Here is a 17,531-nt window from a genome sequence, read left to right as displayed (position 1 = left end):
CAATAGTGGCTCATGTTGTGCCTGATGGAAATTCTATGTCGGCATTTTCGACATACTAGGCGTAGCAGTTCGACGTTGTCGACATGACGCCGAATGGCCCGGTCCACGGACAATAGGTCACCCGAGTTGTGGCACAATAGCCTAGTGCACCTTCTGAGCCGCGATCTGTGTCGACACCTGCTTCGGCGGCGTCTTTGCGGCAGCAGTACAAAGTCACACCTGAGGACCACGAACAACTGCTTTGCCTATTCCTGGATATCAGCAACGGGTCGGAAGTTCGAATTCGCTGGAACTGGAAGCTGACGTTCGACGCCACTCACGGATGAGCGGCAGGTAACCGAACCATTGCAGCCCGAAATCAAGCGCTGGTTCAACGGCGGCTGTGGCCGAGAAGCCGGCCGTCGACACGGTTGGCATAAAAGTCGTTTCGTGGCCGACTGCACTCCTTCGACATAATGCCAGAAAGCGGCCACATGTTTTCAACTGTGCGGCCGCAGGATGCCGGCTCGATTTCGGTCTGCTCGGAGATCTCCAGCGCATCTTCCACATCAATGCCGAGGTAGCGAACCGTACTCTCCAGCTTCGAAGGGCCAAGTAGCCGCTGAAGGTCGAGCAGGTTCTTCGTGCTCCTTTGGATCAGGGTTGCTTTGGTTCTCCGCATCGACGGCGTCCCATAGGCCGACAAATCCAGCCCGGCAGACTCGGTCAAATGACGCACTGTCCTCGCCTATTGCCAGATTGAACATGGCAAGATCGGGAAAGGCATGCTCGTTCTGGATGTGGATGTGGATCGCCCAGATGTCTTTCGGCTTGACGGGTGGCTTCTTGCCGACAAGTTTCCCCTTGTTCCAGGCTTCGCGTTTGTTGATGGCTTCCCTGACAGACTCCTTGCTTGTTGATCGGAATGTGAATCTTCGCCACACTTGGCGACGGCAGCTATCGGCTAGCAAGCTCGCGGAATGGACGGCGATGGCGTCAACCGGTATCGCGACCGTCATCGCTGCAACTCAGTCGTAGACCCGGGCCGCGGTAGAAGACATGCAACAGGGTGTCGGCAAGGTCTGCAGCGCGGCCGCAGGGGCTGACGAAGCCGGCCGGTCGATCACGCAGATTCGCGAGGACTCGGGCGGCGTGGTAAGGATTTTGGACGACATTTCCTCGGCCCTCAAGGAGCAGAGATTCGCCAGCGAGCTGATCGCCAAACAGGGTCTAGAAGGTCTGCGGTTGGTAAAGGCTGAAGCCATCCCGCCGGCCCGATGCCCACCAAATGAGCCAGGCATGACCCGACTGAGAAGCGACAATCCGGAAACCTTGCGCCGCAAGGAAGTCGAGCGCCAGCGCTCCCGCCTCGAAGCCCTTGGCCAGCCGCGCCTGCAAATGATGCTGATCGCCGCGCTCACTGGCCTTGGCGGCGTCCTCGCCTCGTTTGTCATGCTGCACTTGGGCGTACATTCCATGGCGCTGCGCTACCCGCTCGCTGTGGGCGCCGGCTATCTCGCCTTCCTCTTGCTGCTCTGGCTGTGGCTGCGCACCAAGCGCGACGACTACGACTGCGACATCGATGACCCCGGCATCGACCTCGGCCGAGGGCGCAGCGGCGGCAACAGCGGTGAAGGCGGCTCATCGTCCGGCGCGTCCGGTAGCGGCGATTCGTCAGGCCTCGGCGACGTGGCCGAGGCACTGGGCGGCGCCGACGAACTCGCGCTCCCGCTCATCGCGTTGGCGCTGGCGGCTACGCTCCTCTTCGCCGGCGGGTGGATAGTCCATTCGGCCCCGCTGCTGTTTGCCGAACTGCTGGTGGACGGCGTGCTTGCCGCCTCGCTCTACCGCCGCCTCAAGGGCGCCGAACCGCGTCACTGGCTGGAAACCGCTTTCCGCCGCACCGTCTGATCCTTTGCGGCCACCGCGCTGCTGTTCTGCATCGTCGGTGTCACGATGCACCACCTGGCGCCAGAGGCCCGGTCGATCGGTGATGTCAAGCAATATTGGACAGCGAAATGAGACATACTCAACCTGTCTCGCCTGTTCGCACTTCGCTTCGCCAAGTCCGCCGCCAAGGGGCTCGCCAGGATGCCGCAAGGCATTGCCCGCCGGATGCTCGGCGAGTTGAAGACCATCGCCGCCGACTCGGCAGCGTATCGTGGCGACTAGAAGCCGCTGCAGGGCCCGCCGTTCTGGCGGCTGCGCGTCGGCGACTGGCGGGCGATCTGCGACGTGCAGCGAGACGAACTGGTCTTGCTGGTGGTGAAAGTTGCACCGAGAGGAGATGCCTACACATGAGCGCACAAATCATCGAACTGAACGGAGCCCCCGCGTTTGCCGTCGTGCCGATGGACGAGTGGACGGCATTGCTCGAACGCCTGGAAACCTTGCAAGACATCGCCGACGCCAAAGAGGCTCGCCAAGAAGAATCGCTGCCCGTCGACTTCGTCGAGCGACTTCTGTCGGGAGAATCGCCGCTCAAGGTCTGGCGTGGGCATCGCGGATTGACGCTGCAGGCCCTGGCCGGACAGGCGGGCTGCACACGACAAATGCTGTCGATGATCGAGAACGGCAAGGCCACGCCCTCTGCCGACCTCTTGGCCAGGCTGGCTGCCGCACTCGGGTGCGACATGGACGATCTCCACGCCGGCTGAGCGCCGCTGACCCAGCGGCGTATTGCGGCGACTGGAAGCCGCGCCGGCAAGAGCGCGTTGTCGAGGTGGTGGCCGGACAAGCTCAAGCTGTCGAGGAACGTCACACGCCACATCGAGCGGGTGTTCCGGGATGCAGGCTGGAGCGATGCGGGCCCAGGCGGGGAAGGCAGGGGCGGCGCCCTGCGTCTTGTCCGGTTGGGGCAAGCGGGCGTTCGAGTTGCGCGCGCGCGAGGGAGCGAACGATGTCGTCGAGGCGGCGCCGGCGCCCGCCTGAATCTGTTGTCTGAAGCCGGAAGTGTCTGGTCATCCAGGCAGGTGTCAGGTGCCTGCGGAGAATAGCGGCACGCGTGCCAGGTGAGAGGAGATGCGGTCGAGCGCCTGCGCGGTGTAACCGAAGTCGCCACGTGAGGCGTGCCATGCCGTCATGATGGCTTCTCCGGCGTGTTCGATCCGGCTGGCCATTAGCGTTTCGTCGTCGCCAATCTTGCGCGCGAGGCGCAGGAATGATTCGCGAGTGGCGTCCTGCCAGCGTTTCGAGCGCGCGAGGTTGAGCGCCAATTGGTCGTCAGCCTTGTACTGAATGGTCGAAACGAGATCGTAAGCGGGCGCAAGCCGGGCATTTACGCCGTCAGGGTAGATCAGGCTCCAGTTCTTGAGGTGCGCATCACCGTTACCGGAGGCAATGACGAAAACCAGTCGCCGGATGAATTCGTCGAGTTCGGATTCGCCGGCGAGTTTGGAGACCAGGTTGGCCAGCGTTTCGTAGTTGTAGCTGGCGTATTTCTGCTCGGGGTAGAGACCCAGAATCTGCGCGAAGTCCTCGATGTGAACCCGTTTGCCCGGCGCCGGGCGGTCGAAGCGGCGGACAGCCAGAGCCGTCTGACCTCCAAATGAACTGGCTTCCGACGGCAGGCCAGAAATCTCCGCAACCGGAATCAACTGAATTTCCGGGATATCGATGCCGCTGGCCTTTGCCCAGCGCATGGTGGCCTGCTCGTTTTCAGGCACCCCTGGAAAGCGGGCGTCCGGCAACTTGACGATCCAGTCGCCGCCGGTGCCGCTGACCGGGATGGTCAGTCCGCGCCCTTCGCGTCGGGCGGAAAACTTGAGCTGTACTCCGGCCAGCGAAAAATGCCAGTCGCTTTCGCCAGCGTGCTCTTCGGTCGCCTGAAGGGTTGCGCCGGCGGTTTTCGGCAACGCCTCGTCGGCCATGATGCGAACGGCACCGGGCAGATCCTCTCCCAGATGATGGAGGAGGAAGAACTCGCGATAGACCGAAACACCGGCCTGGCGAGCAATCAATTCGCGCAAGGGACCTTCCGGTAGCAGATTGGAAAACCATGGCGGTGTGCGTGATCGGGAGGCATGCACCTGGTCAGGATCGTCGAGAAACTGTTGCCCAAGTATCGGTCTGGGATAGGCTCGCTTGTACGATTCGACGAGCCTGAACTCGCAGCCGTCGTTGCGCGTCAGGTTCAGTTGCCCGACGTGGATGCCGTTGATCCATACGCCAAGGTGGTGCGCCATTCAGCCCTCCTCGTCGTTGACGATCAGCGACGCAATCCTCGGCCGATCGGGCTCGTCCCAGCGGGCATGGCGAGCGAAGAAGAGCTCTACGCGCGGCCGCAGCCACTCGGCGCGCAACTTCAGGAAAGCGGCGCTATCGCCGTCATCGAGCGCCTGTCGCGCGGCTGCGCTGATGCCATGCGACAGCAGGAGGCGGGAATCATCGATCCCGGCCAGCAGGCGGCGTACGCCCCTCTGGTGTGGCGGCTGGATGAGCCGGTTGGCTGCCGATTGCAGCGCTTCCTCAACTTTGCCGGCACGCACTGGAAAGATCTGCAACAGTGGTGATGAGTCATGGCCCGATTGGACCTGGCTCATGAGTTGCCCGGCGGCCAGCCTGTTACCGGTGATCAGGTCGCGTGGTTCGAGGCTGAACAGGGCAAGGGCCAGCAGCTTGCTCGCCGCGAAGCGGAAATTGCAGCGATCGGCGACGTCGGGTATGGCCGACGGTTTTCCGCTGACCATCTCCAGCATCCCATGGACGGATCGTTCCTCACTTTCCGGGAGAATGCGCGCCAGGACCTTGCGCGTCGAAACCGTGTCTCCCTGGTGAGCGCCATTCAGCGCGCCGCGCCAGATCCAGCGTGCCAGCAGTTCGCGCGATCGCGGCGACGGTTGAGGATGGAGCTGGAAGAACCGGCCCAGGGTCACGAACGCCTGCTTGTAAGGCAGCAGGTCGTAATGAGGAATGCCTGCATCGCTCTTGAGGAACTGGATAATCTGGCTGGCGGTGGCCGCCGTCCGCCGGTACGCCTCTTCGGCTTCCGTGTCAGTCAGGCGTGGCGGGTCGCTGCGGGCGCTTTCCACGACCGGTAGCCCGAGCAGAACGCGCAGCAGCCGGTGCAGAATTCTTTCTTCGATTCGCCCGAAATCCAGTTTTTCCAATTCGGAAGAAATCTGTGGGATGGTCGCTGGCCGGCTCTCAAAGCGCGAGCCGTTGAGCGCGTCGAAAACGTCGGAATCGTCAAGCGACCTGCCGGCTGAATTGATCCGATTGAAAATGTCACGCAGGATGGCCTGGTCGTCGCTGCGGACAATGTAGGCGGGGATCTCGTATTCGCGCAGGCGCCGGCCCAACTGGATTGCCGTGTCGCGCCTTTGCCGACTGCCGGGCGCGGCGGCGTGGTCGAGCAACCATTGCATCAGCTTTTCCGCGTCAAGCACGACGCTCATTGGCAGCCAGCGCGACGGATCGGCGCGGCGTTTGCCGATGGCAGGAGGAGCCACAAAGTCCGCCGCATCGAGGTCGACGTACAGGGCGAAGTCGTCCGAGTCCGGGTCGGCAGCGAGCAATGTCCGGGCAAGGGAGACAATTCGCTGCTGACCATCGACCACCCACAAGGCATTCGGCATCTGCGGAGCAGGCAGGGTAAGCGATCCGAAACGCACTTCGCCCGCCGGTGCCGCGGCTTCCCAGAGCAGCAGCGTTCCCACCGGATAACCCCGAAAAAGGCTTTCCAGCAGGAGCCTGGCATCCATGCGGTTCCATTTGAGGCCGCGCTGGAAACTGGGAATGCGAAGCCGGCCGCTTGCCACCACCTCCAGCAGGTCCTGGACGCTGAAGGTCCGTGCTTCCGGGCGTCTGTCGAGCAGCGCGGCCGTCGTGTGCCTGGCGGCGGTTGTCATGGCTGTAGTCGGGTTGACAGGTGGGGTTGATTGCTTCACAAGCCTCCTATTTCCTGACGATCCAGTCTCTCCACTTGCGGCTGTCTGCTGCCCGCCCAGGTCAGGCGAAACGACGCGGCGCGGCGCGGATTGCCGACCAGCGCCGGCCGGAAGCAGGCGAGGTTGGTGCCGCCGGCGCGGCGCACGCTGGGGTAGATGATTCCCAACGAGCCGGCGTCGAGCAGGCGTGCCGCGAGACCTTGCGAAGCGACATAACTGGCGGGGTCGAGACAGGCGGCAAAGTTGGGTGCGTCGCGCAGATCGTGGAACTCGCTGCTGAAATCCGCGAGCAGCTCCTGGTAGTTGACGCTGTCGTCGAAGCGGCCGATTTCCTGGTACTCGACCGTCTTGTGGAAAATGATTTCGGCCAGTGCCGTTTCCCGTTCGAAAGCGCAATACCAGGCGCCGCGCTCGCCGTCGTTGAAGCGGCTGCCTTCCGGGCGAGGGTAGGTGAAGGCGGCATTGACGATGCGGAAGTTCGGCACGCCGAAAACCAGTTCGTCGACGCCGATTCCCGGCAGTCCGCCGCGCTCGCCGATCAGCCTCTCGTTGGTGGCATTGTCGAGTTCGAAGAGGTCGCGCAGGTGGTCGAGGTTCTCGGCGATGGCGGTCAGCACCGAATCCTCGCGCTCGGCAAAGCGCGAAGGAATCAGCCGTACCGTATCGGTTCGCCGCAGGTGCGACAGGCGCGGCAAGGCGTGGTTCATATGCCGCCGCGCCGCGCTTCGAGCAGTTTGCGCACGGTCTGCATGGCCAGCAGGCCACCGCCGAGCATGAAAGCGAGCGGCGAGCGACCGGCGAAAACCCGGTTGCTGTTCGGCAGGCTGATCCACTCGTCGGCCAGCTTGTCGCCGTAGAGAATGTGCAAGGCCTTGTAGATGCCGATCAGGTACGAGATGCGCGTGATCCGATCGACTTCGAGCAGCCGGTCGGGGTTTTTCTTCCACTCGTAGAAGGCGCTGCTCGACAAGCCGCCGAGCAGTTCGCGTGCGTCTTCGTCGCGCAGCCGCCAGGCAGTGACCAGATTGAAGAAGCCCTGTAGCGCCGACTTCGACAGACGCTCGCGCTCGGCGCGCGCATTGAGATCGACAAGAGCCGCCGGTTCGAAGCGGCTGGCGGGGTAGGCATAGGCAAGGCTCATCATTTAACTCCTTTACAGGACAGTTTATACTCCGTTTTTGGAAATGCAAGGGATTCAGCCGAGTGGCCGGGTGCCCGCGAGCCAAAATTGACGCGAGATTGGTGCGCCTCCCATACTCGTCGGAGTGCGCCTGGCTTCCTCCCTTCCTCCCTTCCTCCTTTACCCAGCCCAATGAACGCCGATGCCGTAGTCTCCCGGGACTCGCATTGCCTGCCGTAGTCATCGGCCGCATCGGCGGCGGCCGCAGGAAGCCCAACGGGAAGCTCGACATGGCGCTGATCCAGAGCCTCGTCCACCACGGTGCCGTCGATGACCGCGTCGGGCAGTGCGGCCATCTGCTCATCACTTCATCGCTTGACCACCGATGCCTTCGTAGCCTATCCGGCAGTTACCGGACGCGATTTCGAGAAGGCGGAAATGCTTGTGCCCCCCGAGGTTCTTGAGCAATTCGATCAACGTGCAAAGCCGATATTGGAGAAAATCGAAACCCTTAAAAATCAGATAGAAAGGCTCCGCCAAGCCTGCGGCCTCCTCCTTCCCCGCCTGATCTCTGGCCAGTTCTGTTGATGATGTTCATCCCCTGCAGGGCATAAGCAAAAAATACACCCCCAAGGGCGTATTTGGTTAATATCCCTTGTACGACGTTTTTTCGGAGCGTGCCGTGCCCTTCGTCATTACCAACCCGCGACAGCTTGGTCCCACCCTGAAAGGCTTGCGCAAGCAGAAAGACCTGACGCAGGTTCAGGTGGCGAAACTGAGCGGTCTGGGCCAGAAGACCATTTCCCTGCTGGAAACCGAGCCCTGGCGCTGCAGCGTCGATAGTCTCTTGCGCTATCTCTCCGCAGTCGATACCGCCATGAGCCTCGACTGGATTGCCGCATTGCGCGGCGGCGGAGACGAGGCGTGGTGATGCGGCGCACCCGAAAATCCGGCGTGCTCGGGCTGTGGATGAACGGCCAGCGGGTCGGTTCCTGGCGGGTCACCGCGCAGGGCAAGCATCAACTGCATTACGACGAAACCTGGCTCGCCTCGCCGCTCGGGCGTCCGCTTTCGCTGTCCCTGCCGCTGCGGCCAGCCAGCGCGCCTTACCAGGGCGAACGGGTCCGCAATTACTTCGAGAATCTGCTGCCGGACAACGACCACATTCGACAGCGCCTGGCCAGACGCTTTTCAACAGGAACCGATGCTTTCCGCCTGCTCGCCGAAATCAGCCGGGATTGCGTCGGCGCCTTGCAGATACTGCCCGATGGCGAAAGCCCGCCGGCCACCGAGGCCCTCCCGTGTGCGCATCTTTCCCGCGCGCAAGTGGCACAACATCTGGCCGATACGCTTCCGCACTCAGGTGTTGTTCTGGATGCTGGCAGCCATCGATGGCCACGCCAAGAATTTCAGTGTTTTCATCGAACCCGGAGGCTTTTACCGAGTGGCACCGCGCTACGACGTGCTTTCCGCGCATTCGGTGATGGGCCATGGGGCCGGTCGCCTTTTTGCGCCAAAGGTCAAAACGGCCATGGCAATCGATGGCAAAAACCGGCATTACAAATGGGCTGAAATCCGTCGAGAGCACTTTGAGCAAACCGCTCTCAATTGTCGGTTGCCGGATGCGCCGGCACTGATTGACGAGCTGGTCACCCAAACCTTGCAGGCCATCGCGGAGGTGGCTGACGATCTAAGCGGTCCTAGAAAAGTCTTCCGACATTCCAGCAGCGATCAGAGGAGGAATTCAGCCCTGTGATTGTCGGAGAACTTATCCGAGACCGCTTATGGAGCGCCGAATGGTCGACTGGCAGATTGCCAGGGTGGCCTGAAAAGGCGTCTCTGGCGGCTGCGTCAGTGCTCACCTACGATTCGCCGTAGTCAGGCGAAACTCCTTGCGCGTGCCGTTCGTTTCACGCATCTCGAAAATCCCAGCAGCAGCCAACGCCTCATGCAGTGTTGCGCAGCCGCTGTCCTCGAGTTTTCGTCCCATGGTATGCAGGTGATACCCAATGGCTGCAGGAGACGACCAGCCGTCGGGTCCCTGACTCTGTGTTACGGCATCTTTGAGCGCTTCAACGTATTCGGCGGGCACGGTGCAGTTGACCTGATCCAGTTTGATCGGCTACGCCAGGGTTTTCCTGGGCCGGCAAAAATGAGCATGGCCGTTACCTTGCTTGCGCTGAACGACTTCGAAGATGGCCACGGCTTGGAGCAGCCTAGAGAAGGTGCCGGCACCGTAGTGGCGCGGATCGAAATCACTTTGATTGGCCCGCAGGTATTGGGCAACTCGCGAAATGAGCGCCCAGCCATCTTCGTCGGCGACGTTGGTGTAGGCGCGCAACAACTGGCTCTTGAGACGTTCGAGGTCGAGCGAGGAGGCTGCGAATGCGGCAGGTGTGCCGGGCATTTCAATGGGGATGGCGGACTTGGCTACCTGAACAGCCGCCGCCGTTGGTACGGCTTTGACTGCGTTCGGCGCTGCTTCGCCGTCGAGTGGGAGCGCTGCGCGGCCGGATGAATCTAGCAGACGCTCGATGTACGTGAAGCGTTCACAGGCATTGACGAAAGCCTTAGCGGTGTCATTGCGACCGTAGCCGTAGATGCTCAAACCGTTTTCGCGAATGCGCGTGGCAAGCCGAGTGAAATCACCGTCGCTGCTGACCACGCAGAAGCCGTCGAAGCGGCCGGAATGGAGAAGGTCCATTGCGTCGATGATCAGCGCGCTGTCGCTCGAATTCTTTCCGACCGAATTGCGGTACTGCTGAATCGGGTGAAATCCGTGATTGGCGATCGCATCTCGCCAGGCGGCGAGGTGTTGGGTGGTGAAGTCGCCATAAACGCGGCGCACGGCGATCCGGGCGTCGCGCGTCAGGTCTTCGATGATCGGTGCGAGCGCTTCCCGCGTGACGTTGTCGGCGTCGATCAGCAAGGCGAATACGGGCAGGTTGTTGTTCATCTTATCAGGGAATAGTCGTCGGCAACGCGAGCACCGCAGCCGGCCGACCGGCAAGGTAATGACCGGACGGGGCGCCTCTGGTTGGTGGTGGCCGTGATTGTAGCGGCTTGTTGCGGCCCGTTCCCACAGGTGCGGACAGACTCAGCCCACGATTGGCGCTGTGGCGGTACAGGAGATCGCCGATGATGGGGCTCGACGTTGGCTGGCTGCCGTTGCGGCATGCTTGACCGCGCGGCCGTGAACCGCGCACCGCAGCGTTCTTGTTCGGCGTCCTCGAATTCCTTCGCTGTATCGAAGTCACTGGGCCACCGGGCCAGACGATCCGCCTAATCGATCAGGTTGGCGTGATTCCCGGCTTCCATAGGGGCAGTTTCACGGCGTTGCCCTACGGCCTCTACGGCGATGATCGGCCGTTCGGCGAGGATGAGCAGCGCCTTCTCAAGCCTGTGATATAGGGGGCTCACTAATCAGGCAACCGTTCGGCCCCCTGCCGGCGCAGGGCCTTGATCCACGCCTTCTGGCAGAGCGCCTGTTGTTGGCCTTCGAGATGTTCGCGGATTGTCTTGCGGGCTTCCGCGAAACTCAGTAGTCGTTCGTGCTGGATGGCTTCGCAGCGGATCAGGTGGTAGCCCAGTTCGCTCTCGATCACCTCCGAGAGACTTCCCTCGGCGAGGGCAAAGGCCACCGCATCGAGTTGCGGATAAAGCTGGCCGCGCGGCACGCGGCCGAGCAGGCCGCCATGGACCGCGGTCGGGCATTCGGAATGCTTCAGTGCCTGCTCAGCGAAGCGCTGAGGTTCCTTGAGCAACCGGGCATGGATGGCGTCGATCCGCGCGCGCGCGGCCAGCCGCTCGTTACCTGCCAGCCCCTCGTTGATGGTCACCAGGAGGTGTCGCAGCAGACGCGTTTCGCCATGACGAAAGCGGTGGCGGTTGATGTACCAGAAGATCTCGACATCGGTATCGCTGACCGGCGCCAACCTTGCCGCGACCTTCTCCAGAACGGCCTCGACCACCAGGTCGCGCGCCACCGCCTGGCGCAATGACGGCACATCGAGGCCGACGCGTGCAAGCTCGGCGTGATACTCGTCATCATCGGCGTAGCGACGGCGGATTTCCCTCAGACTGGCGTCGATCGAGGCTGCCGGGAGCATCACGCTCGCCGCTTCCGGGGTTTCCAGGATCAGCGCCTCGATTTCCTGCTGCCGGGCGGCGACCTGGGTCAGCCGGCGCCGTTCTTCCGGAGTGAGAGACTCCAGCGGCTTGCCGAACAACTGCGCGGCGAGCTTGATCGACCGGTAGATGCCACCCGCCTCAGCCATCGTCTGGCCGGCGCCATTCGTCGAGCGCCGCCTCGGGTACCCACAGGGGGACGCCAGCGAGGCAGTCGAAGTGCGTCTGATAGACGACACCCTGGGTCCCGGACTTGTCGAGATTCAGGATTTGGCCGCGACTGCCGGCCGGCACGCGCACCTCCCCGCCAACGGCCAGCGGGCGCCGCGCGCGCACCCGCTGGCGAACCTCGAAACGATTTTCGATCCACGCTTCGTTGGCGTCGATCAGTTCGTCTTCACGGCAGCCAACCAGGCGTCCCTCGTCGAGGAAATGCACGGAGTAGATGATCTGATCCTGGAGAAAGGTGCCGACCCCGCGTACATGGCCGATGCGCCCGCGTCGCACCAGCAGGTCGCCGGTCGGCACACCGGGGAAGGTGCCGTCGTTGCGCACGTTGCGCGTCACGCGCACCGCATCGCCGTAGTCCCAGCGCGGCAACACGGGCTCAGTCCGTCAGCGAGGAGAGGGGGACGAAGGACGACCCTTCGGCCTTCCGGAATACGGCAAAGACCTTTTCGGCCTGCGCGGTGGAGCCGACGAAGTCGGCGTAGGCGCACGCCAACCAGTGGCGATAGGCGAGGTAGTCCGGCGCCTTGCCGGCTTCCTGCTTGGCCAGATAATCGTGAAAGCGTTGCAGGATGTGCAGGCGATTGACCTGCACCACCGGCACCGCATAGTCGATGCCGAAGTAGTCAAGGAACTCTTCCGCCGAACTCAACTCGGCGAACTCGTCCTCAAAGGTGTCGTTGGCGCAAGCCATGGTTTTCTCCTCTCTCAATTCAGGGGTTCGGGGGAAGATGCGTACTGGCGATCGATGACCTCGAGCAACGGCAGGGCGCCGAGGGCATCGCGCCGGTCGACATCAGCAATCGTCCGCAGGCGGGTGCAAGCCTCGCCAATTCGCCCGAGGCGCAGCAGGATCACCGCCGACCCCTTGAGCGCCAGCAGATGAAAGCGCAGCATGCCCATCGAACGCATGGCCGCCTCGCCGAGAGTGCGCGGCCCCAGGTTGCGCCAGCCGCCGGCCAGTTGCAGGCGGCGCGCACTGACATCCAGGGCGCGTTCGGCGACGACCAGGGCGTCTTCGAGGCGATGCTGATAGAAGTAGTAACGGTAGAGTGCGACCAGGACCGAGAGCTGCTCGGGTGCCAGGAAATAGGCGTAGAGCAGCCGTTGCTCGGCGACCGGCTGGCCGTAGTCATGCGCCGCGGCGTCGATCTGGGCCGCGACCCGTGGCGGACAAGGCTCGTCGAAATAGAGAACGTCATCGCTGAGTTCCAGCAGTTCAAGTCGGTCAGCCATCGCCATCTTCCGGGTTCATCGGTTCAGGATCCGAGCAGCTTCAACAGATCGGCCGCCGACGGTGAATGCTTCTTCTCCGCGACGAAGCTGCGCAGCCGTTGCAGAAAAGTGCGTGCAGAGGTGTCCGACAGCTCATGACCGAGACCCGCCATCACCTGTTGCACGGCGCGCGCTCCGGAATGCTTGCCGAGAACCACGCGATGCCGGCGCCCGACCAGTCCCGGATCGAAGCCCTGATAGTTGTCCGGATCCTTGAGCAGGCCGTCGACGTGAATCCCCGCTTCATGAGTGAAAGCGCCTTCGCCGACAACGCTCTTCTGCCAGCACAGGGGGCGCCCGGACGCGACGGCCACGCGCTGCGAGATGGCGGGGAAGCCGGCGAGATCGATCCCCGTTGCCATCCCCTGGCACAGATGCAGGCCAAGGACGACTTCTTCCAGGGGTGCGTTGCCGCAACGTTCGCCCAGCCCGTTGACGGTCGTGTTGAGGTGCGTCGCGCCGGCGCGGGCGGCTGCCAGCGTATTGGCGGTGGCCATCCCGAGGTCGTCGTGGGCGTGCATCTCGATTTCGAGATCGCAGCACGAACGCAGGTGGCGAATGCGCTCGAACGTCGCGAAGGGGTCGAGGATGCCGAGCGTATCGGCAAAGCGGATGCGCTGGGCGCCGGCTGCCTGCGCGGTTTCGGCAATCGCCGCCAACAGGTCCGGGTCACCGCGCGAGGCGTCTTCGGCGCCGACACCGACGCCGAAGCCCAGGTCACGCGCCAGTTGTACGTGCACGCCGATTTCCGCCAGCAGCCACTCCCGATCGCGCCGCAGCTTCGCCTGCAGGTGTTGGTCCGAGGCAGGTACGGAAATGTCGATCAACGGCACACCGAGATTCGCCGCCAGCGTAATGTCGGTGTGGTTCATCCGCGTCCACACCATCAGGCGCGCCTGCAGTCCCAACCCGGCAACCGCCCGGATGCTCTCGCGTTCAGCCTCGCCCATCGCAGGAATGCCGATTTCCAGTTCGGGCACGCCCAGCGCGTCAAGGCGACGCGCGATGTCGGTCTTTTCGTCGGGACTGAAGGCGACACCCGCCGACTGCTCGCCGTCGCGCAGGGTGGTGTCGTTGATGATGATCTCGGCGGGAGGGTTGTGGTTCATGGCACTGAGCAACCTGCAATTCCGGTGCCAGAAATGAAGTCATTGAAAATCAGTGCCTTGCAGCGGCGAATCGGGGAATTGTCGGGTTTGCGACGTGATTGTGTGCTTCCGCCAGGCAACGTCTGGCCTGGCATTGCGCCAACCCGGAGCAGTGCGGCATCCGCGTGACCACTGTTGCGGGCTCAGCCGACCAGCGCCACTGCCTTGATCTGAGCCCAGACCTGCTGGCCCGGTGCGAGTTCGAGGCGGCATGCCGAATGCCGGGTCAGGCGTGCCAGCATGGGCGTGTCGCCGACGCGCAACTGCACCAGCGCGAGCGCCGGATGGTCTTCGGCCACATGGCTGAGCACCGTTGCTGGCAGCAGATTCATCATGCTCACGTCGTCATGACGGCTGCGCGCAATGCTCACGTCGCGGGCCAGGATGCGCAGGCGCACGCGGCGCCCGACGGCAGTCCCGCCGTCGCGCACCCAGACTTCGCCGCCAGCGAAGGCAATCCGGGCGAGATGCCACTCGGCCGTTCGTTCGACCACTGTGCCGGAGAAAACCACACCGGCGTCGTCGCCGAGGCGCAGCGGCGGGTCGACGCGCGCCAGGACCTCGGCCAATGGGCCCTGCGTGACGGCTCGGCCGTCGTCGATGACCACGATATGGTCGGCGAGTCGCGCCACCTCGTCGGGGGCGTGACTGACGTAGAGGATGGGGATCTCCATTTCGTCGCGCAGTTGCTCCAGGTACGGCAGAATCTCCTGCTTGCGCGCGTGGTCGAGCGCCGCCAGGGGTTCGTCCATCAGCAGCAGGCGTGGGCTGGTGGCGAGCGCGCGTGCAATCGCCACGCGCTGACGCTCGCCACCCGACAGGTGATCGCTCCGCCTTGCGAGCAGATGGCCGATGCCAAGCAGCTCGACAGCCTGGGCGAGTGAAACGCGGCGCTGATGCGCGGCGATGCGGCGGCGCCCGAAATCGAGATTGGCGGCAACATCGAGATGCGGGAAAAGTCGCGCCTCCTGGAAGACGTAGCCGAGCGGGCGGCGATGCACGGGTAGTCGGCGTGCACCGTCCTGCCAGGTTTCGCCATTGACTGCAAGGAAGCCGTCGGCGGTTTTTTCGAGTCCGGCGATGCAGCGCAGCAGCGTCGTCTTGCCCGATCCGGAGCGTCCGAAGAGGGCGGTGATGCCTTGTCCCGGCAGATCGAGATCGACATCCAGCGTGAAAGCCGGGTAGGGCAGGCGGAAGCGGGCCCGGATGCTCACCGGCCCCGCTCCGGTTTGAGCGCGTTGAGCAGCAGCAGGACGGCGAAGGAGAAAGCCAGCATGCCGGCGGCGAGCCGATGCGCGGCCTCGTACTCGAGGGTTTCGACATGGTTGTAGATGGCCATCGACAACACCTGGGTCTTGCCCGGAATGTTGCCGCCGATCATCAGGACCACTCCGAACTCGCCCACCGTATGCGCGAAGCCGAGGATTCCCGCGGTCAAGAAACCTGGTCGGGCGAGCGGCACCACCACCGTGAAGAAGGTATCCCAGGGATCGGCACGCAGCGTCGCTGCCGCTTCCAGCGGCTGCTCGCCGATGGCTTCGAAGGCCTGTTGCAGGGGTTGCACGACGAAAGGCATCGAGTAAATCACCGAGGCGACGACAAGGCCACTGAAGGTGAAGGGCAGCGCTGGCAGTCCGCCCGCCGCCAGCAAGCGGCCGAGCATTCCGTCCGGTCCCATCAGCACCAGCAGGTAGAAGCCGAGAACCGTTGGCGGCAGCACCAGCGGCAGAGTTACCAAGGCGCCGATCACTCCTTTCGCCCAGTGCCGGGTGTGTGCCAGCCACCAGGCCATCGGCGTGCCGAGCAAGAGCAGCACGGCGGTGGTCGTCCCGGCCAGCTTGAGCGTGAGCCAGACTGCAGCGAGGTCGGCCGGGTTCAGCATGGCGGCCGAACCACCGCGACGCCGCAGCGCGCTGGGGAAAGCGGTGCGGCGGTCAGCGGGAGCCTGGTTCCGGCCATGACACCGGTGATCCTCACCATTCGTAACCGAAGGACCTGATGATCGACCTTGCCTTGTCGCCACGCAGATACTTCAGCAGCGCGGCGGGACCCGACCGGCCTTGGCCCCTGGTGAGCAGCAGCGCATCCTGGCGGATCGGGTCGTGGAGTTTCGGCGGCACGATCCAGCCCGACCCTTCGGCGATACGACCCTCCTTGTACACCTGTGAGAGCGCGACGAAACCGAGTTCGGCGTTGCCGGAGGCGACGAACTGGTAGGTTTGGCCAACGTTCTCGGCAGTGACGAATTTCGACTGTAGTCTGTCGAGCAGGCCAAGCGCCTGCAGCGTCTGGACGCCGGCTGCGCCGTAGGGTGCGAGCTTGGGGTTGGGCAGTGCGAGGTGCTGGAAGTCGGACTTGCGCAACACTTCGCCCTGGTCATCAACGAAGCCCTTTGTCCGACTCCAGAGCACGAGTCTGCCGATCGCGTAGGTGAACCGGCTGCCGGCCACGCCGTCACCTTCCTTCTCCAGACGTGCCGGGGTGTCGTCGTCAGCGGCGAACAGCACTTCAAAAGGTGCGCCGGCCTTGATCTGGGCGTAGAACTTGCCGGTCGAAGCGAACGACGCAACGACGGTGTGACCGCTGTCCTTTTCAAACTCGGCAGCGATCTTCTGCATCGGCGAGGCGAAGTTGGCCGCGACGGCGACGCTGATCTCGTCCGCATGAGCCGATGTCGCAGTCAACAGGGCCACGGCGAAAAAAATTTGACGGAGCATGGGGCGGTCCTTGCATTCAGGCCGGAACGGTCAGGATGATGTGCGAAGCCTTGATCAGGGCACCAGCGCGCACCTCCTCCGGTAGGCCAGGTTCGGCGACGCGGTCATTGGTGAGCATGGCCACTGGCGGTGAGCTTGCTACTGCCGCCATCACGGCCACCGGCCTGCCGCTTCACCAAGGGCTGTTCCGATAGGAGGTCCATTGACTCCGCCGTCTGCCCTGCTGCTTGGTGGCTGATGTCCATGGCGCTGGCAGAAGCGCTGATGGCGTGGCTGCGATCGATGCGCTCGGGCAATTCGGTCGTCCCATCGCCGTCCGCGTGCCAGGCCGGCGGCAAAGGAAGCTGTCGGTAGCGGGCTGGCCATGAGAGTCTCCTCGGGGGCTGGTCTTTGACTGCTTTGCGACACTCGCCAAGCGTGATTACATCCTGCTATATCGCGGTAGCAAGAAGAAGGCCAGCTTTACCCTCAGCCCTCCTCTGGCCCGAAGCAGAGCGCCCGGTCGCAGCACTCGGCGCAGTGTGGCGCCTTGCAGATCGGCACGCCGGCGCGCTCGCAGAGCTGGCGGTAGAAGAACTTCTTCCATTTCATGTCGCCGACGTTCTTCGCCGCCAGGACGGGGAAGTGCTCGCGCAGCAAGTCCGATAGTACCGTGCGGCTAGGCAGCCCCATGTCCTGCCAGAGATGGTCTGCGCCCATTGCCGCCGTCGCGATGGCATGACACAGGCAGATGCCCGACTCGTCAGGCAGCGCCAGGTTTTCGAGCAATAGATCGAGGAGATCGGCAAACTCGTCGCCGTCATCGTCGGGAGTCCACGCCCCAGTGTCTGCCGCGAACCCTGCGCCGGGGAAAGGGATCGCAAGGGTCGCAAGGACCGCTTGCAGACGTTGTTCCGGGAGGCCCCGGATCAACGGCTGGCGGCCCGCCTTCAGCGCCTGGCCAATGACGCCACGCAAGGCGAGGGCACACAGGTCTTCGCCGAGTCGCATGCTCGGCAGCTTGTCGGTCGGGTTGAGCATACAGGGCTCCCAGGTGGCAGACGAGGGA

Annotated in this window: 22 protein-coding genes and 2 pseudogenes; 7 read left to right on the top strand and 17 right to left on the bottom strand. The window is 63.4% G+C overall.

Annotation, left to right across the window (positions count from 1 at the left end):
• Window positions 1–508: 508 nt before the first annotated feature.
• Window positions 509–998: pseudogene (locus tag V5B39_RS02285) on the bottom strand (hypothetical protein); the annotation flags it as partial.
• Window positions 999–1,278: 280 nt separating this feature from the next.
• On the opposite strand from V5B39_RS02285, the gene V5B39_RS02280 reads away from it, so the two are divergent.
• The 3 genes from V5B39_RS02280 (at window position 1,279) to V5B39_RS02270 (ending at window position 2,636) form a co-directional block, all read left to right on the top strand.
• The gene (locus V5B39_RS02280) at window positions 1,279–1,890 is read left to right on the top strand and encodes a hypothetical protein (RefSeq protein WP_332341127.1); all 612 of its coding nucleotides are present in this window, start codon (window positions 1,279–1,281) and stop codon (window positions 1,888–1,890) included.
• Window positions 1,891–2,157: 267 nt separating this feature from the next.
• Entirely contained in the window at window positions 2,158–2,280 is a 123-nt protein-coding gene (locus V5B39_RS02275) for a type II toxin-antitoxin system RelE family toxin (protein ID WP_332341177.1), read from the top strand.
• Window positions 2,277–2,636, top strand: a complete 360-nt coding sequence (locus tag V5B39_RS02270; RefSeq protein ID WP_332341124.1) for a helix-turn-helix domain-containing protein — start codon at window positions 2,277–2,279, stop codon at window positions 2,634–2,636. The genes V5B39_RS02275 and V5B39_RS02270 overlap by 4 nt, the downstream gene beginning before the upstream one ends.
• 318 nt (window positions 2,637–2,954) lie before the next feature.
• On the opposite strand, the gene V5B39_RS02265 is transcribed toward V5B39_RS02270, so the two are convergent.
• Genes V5B39_RS02265 through V5B39_RS02250 form a run of 4 tightly spaced genes read right to left on the bottom strand, consistent with a single transcriptional unit; the run spans window position 2,955 to window position 7,008 of the window.
• A complete protein-coding gene (locus tag V5B39_RS02265; protein ID WP_332341122.1) occupies window positions 2,955–4,163 on the bottom strand; it encodes a type II toxin-antitoxin system HipA family toxin in 1,209 nt (402 codons plus the stop codon).
• Entirely contained in the window at window positions 4,164–5,828 is a 1,665-nt protein-coding gene (locus V5B39_RS02260) for a DUF262 domain-containing protein (protein WP_332341120.1), read from the bottom strand. It abuts the gene before it with no gap.
• A 35-nt stretch (window positions 5,829–5,863) separates the two neighbouring features.
• Entirely contained in the window at window positions 5,864–6,574 is a 711-nt protein-coding gene (locus V5B39_RS02255; RefSeq protein ID WP_332341118.1) for an RES family NAD+ phosphorylase, read from the bottom strand.
• Complete coding sequence (locus tag V5B39_RS02250; RefSeq protein ID WP_332341116.1) at window positions 6,571–7,008, bottom strand: antitoxin Xre-like helix-turn-helix domain-containing protein; 438 nt, start codon at window positions 7,006–7,008, stop codon at window positions 6,571–6,573. Before V5B39_RS02250 ends, V5B39_RS02255 begins: the two co-directional genes overlap by 4 nt.
• Window positions 7,009–7,317: 309 nt before the next feature.
• Here V5B39_RS02250 and V5B39_RS02245 point away from each other — a divergent pair, with 309 nt between their 5' ends.
• The 4 genes and pseudogenes from V5B39_RS02245 (at window position 7,318) to V5B39_RS02235 (ending at window position 8,743) form a co-directional block, all read left to right on the top strand.
• A complete protein-coding gene (locus V5B39_RS02245; protein ID WP_332341114.1) occupies window positions 7,318–7,575 on the top strand; it encodes a hypothetical protein in 258 nt (85 codons plus the stop codon).
• A 94-nt stretch (window positions 7,576–7,669) separates the two neighbouring features.
• Complete coding sequence (locus V5B39_RS02240) at window positions 7,670–7,918, top strand: helix-turn-helix domain-containing protein (RefSeq protein WP_332341111.1); 249 nt, start codon at window positions 7,670–7,672, stop codon at window positions 7,916–7,918.
• A pseudogene (locus V5B39_RS22120) lies at window positions 7,918–8,190 on the top strand (HipA N-terminal domain-containing protein); the annotation flags it as partial. The gene V5B39_RS02240 and the pseudogene V5B39_RS22120, both read left to right, overlap by 1 nt.
• 172 nt (window positions 8,191–8,362) lie before the next feature.
• Window positions 8,363–8,743 carry a HipA domain-containing protein gene (locus V5B39_RS02235; protein WP_434735640.1) on the top strand — a complete coding sequence of 127 codons (381 nt, stop codon included), beginning with the start codon at window positions 8,363–8,365 and terminating at the stop codon, window positions 8,741–8,743.
• Between the two features lie 102 nt (window positions 8,744–8,845).
• Here the strand turns inward: V5B39_RS02235 and V5B39_RS02230 are convergent, their stop codons facing one another.
• The 12 genes from V5B39_RS02230 to V5B39_RS02175 all read right to left on the bottom strand — a co-directional run bounded on the left by V5B39_RS02230 (window position 8,846) and on the right by V5B39_RS02175 (window position 17,503).
• A complete protein-coding gene (locus V5B39_RS02230) occupies window positions 8,846–9,079 on the bottom strand; it encodes a hypothetical protein (protein ID WP_332341109.1) in 234 nt (77 codons plus the stop codon).
• A 30-nt stretch (window positions 9,080–9,109) separates the two neighbouring features.
• Window positions 9,110–9,943, bottom strand: coding sequence for an NYN domain-containing protein (locus tag V5B39_RS02225; protein ID WP_332341108.1), 834 nt, complete (start codon window positions 9,941–9,943; stop codon window positions 9,110–9,112).
• Window positions 9,944–10,406: 463 nt separating this feature from the next.
• Entirely contained in the window at window positions 10,407–11,264 is an 858-nt protein-coding gene (gene nifM / locus V5B39_RS02220) for a nitrogen fixation protein NifM (RefSeq protein WP_332341106.1), read from the bottom strand.
• Window positions 11,257–11,718, bottom strand: coding sequence for a nitrogen fixation protein NifZ (locus V5B39_RS02215; protein WP_332341104.1), 462 nt, complete (start codon window positions 11,716–11,718; stop codon window positions 11,257–11,259). Before V5B39_RS02215 ends, nifM begins: the two co-directional genes overlap by 8 nt.
• Before the next feature lie 4 nt (window positions 11,719–11,722).
• Complete coding sequence (gene nifW, locus V5B39_RS02210) at window positions 11,723–12,037, bottom strand: nitrogenase-stabilizing/protective protein NifW (protein ID WP_332341102.1); 315 nt, start codon at window positions 12,035–12,037, stop codon at window positions 11,723–11,725.
• Between the two features lie 14 nt (window positions 12,038–12,051).
• Complete coding sequence (locus tag V5B39_RS02205) at window positions 12,052–12,579, bottom strand: hypothetical protein (protein ID WP_332341100.1); 528 nt, start codon at window positions 12,577–12,579, stop codon at window positions 12,052–12,054.
• Between the two features lie 23 nt (window positions 12,580–12,602).
• Window positions 12,603–13,727, bottom strand: coding sequence for a homocitrate synthase (gene nifV / locus V5B39_RS02200; protein ID WP_332341098.1), 1,125 nt, complete (start codon window positions 13,725–13,727; stop codon window positions 12,603–12,605).
• A 182-nt stretch (window positions 13,728–13,909) separates the two neighbouring features.
• A complete protein-coding gene (gene modC / locus V5B39_RS02195; protein ID WP_332341096.1) occupies window positions 13,910–14,980 on the bottom strand; it encodes a molybdenum ABC transporter ATP-binding protein in 1,071 nt (356 codons plus the stop codon).
• Window positions 14,977–15,648 (bottom strand): molybdate ABC transporter permease subunit, encoded by a 672-nt coding sequence (modB, locus tag V5B39_RS02190; protein ID WP_332341094.1) that lies wholly within the window; start codon window positions 15,646–15,648, stop codon window positions 14,977–14,979. The genes modC and modB overlap by 4 nt, the downstream gene beginning before the upstream one ends.
• A gap of 91 nt (window positions 15,649–15,739) precedes the next feature.
• Complete coding sequence (modA, locus tag V5B39_RS02185; protein ID WP_332341092.1) at window positions 15,740–16,483, bottom strand: molybdate ABC transporter substrate-binding protein; 744 nt, start codon at window positions 16,481–16,483, stop codon at window positions 15,740–15,742.
• Between the two features lie 16 nt (window positions 16,484–16,499).
• Entirely contained in the window at window positions 16,500–16,634 is a 135-nt protein-coding gene (locus V5B39_RS02180) for a hypothetical protein (RefSeq protein WP_332341090.1), read from the bottom strand.
• A 317-nt stretch (window positions 16,635–16,951) separates the two neighbouring features.
• Complete coding sequence (locus V5B39_RS02175; RefSeq protein ID WP_332341088.1) at window positions 16,952–17,503, bottom strand: nitrogen fixation protein NifQ; 552 nt, start codon at window positions 17,501–17,503, stop codon at window positions 16,952–16,954.
• Window positions 17,504–17,531: the final 28 nt, after the last annotated feature.

The organism is Accumulibacter sp. (genome assembly GCF_036625275.1).
In the GTDB taxonomy this organism is placed as follows: domain Bacteria; phylum Pseudomonadota; class Gammaproteobacteria; order Burkholderiales; family Rhodocyclaceae; genus Accumulibacter.
The sequence above is the reverse complement of the archived record's forward strand: the minus strand, read 5'-3'. Positions and strand labels throughout refer to the sequence as shown.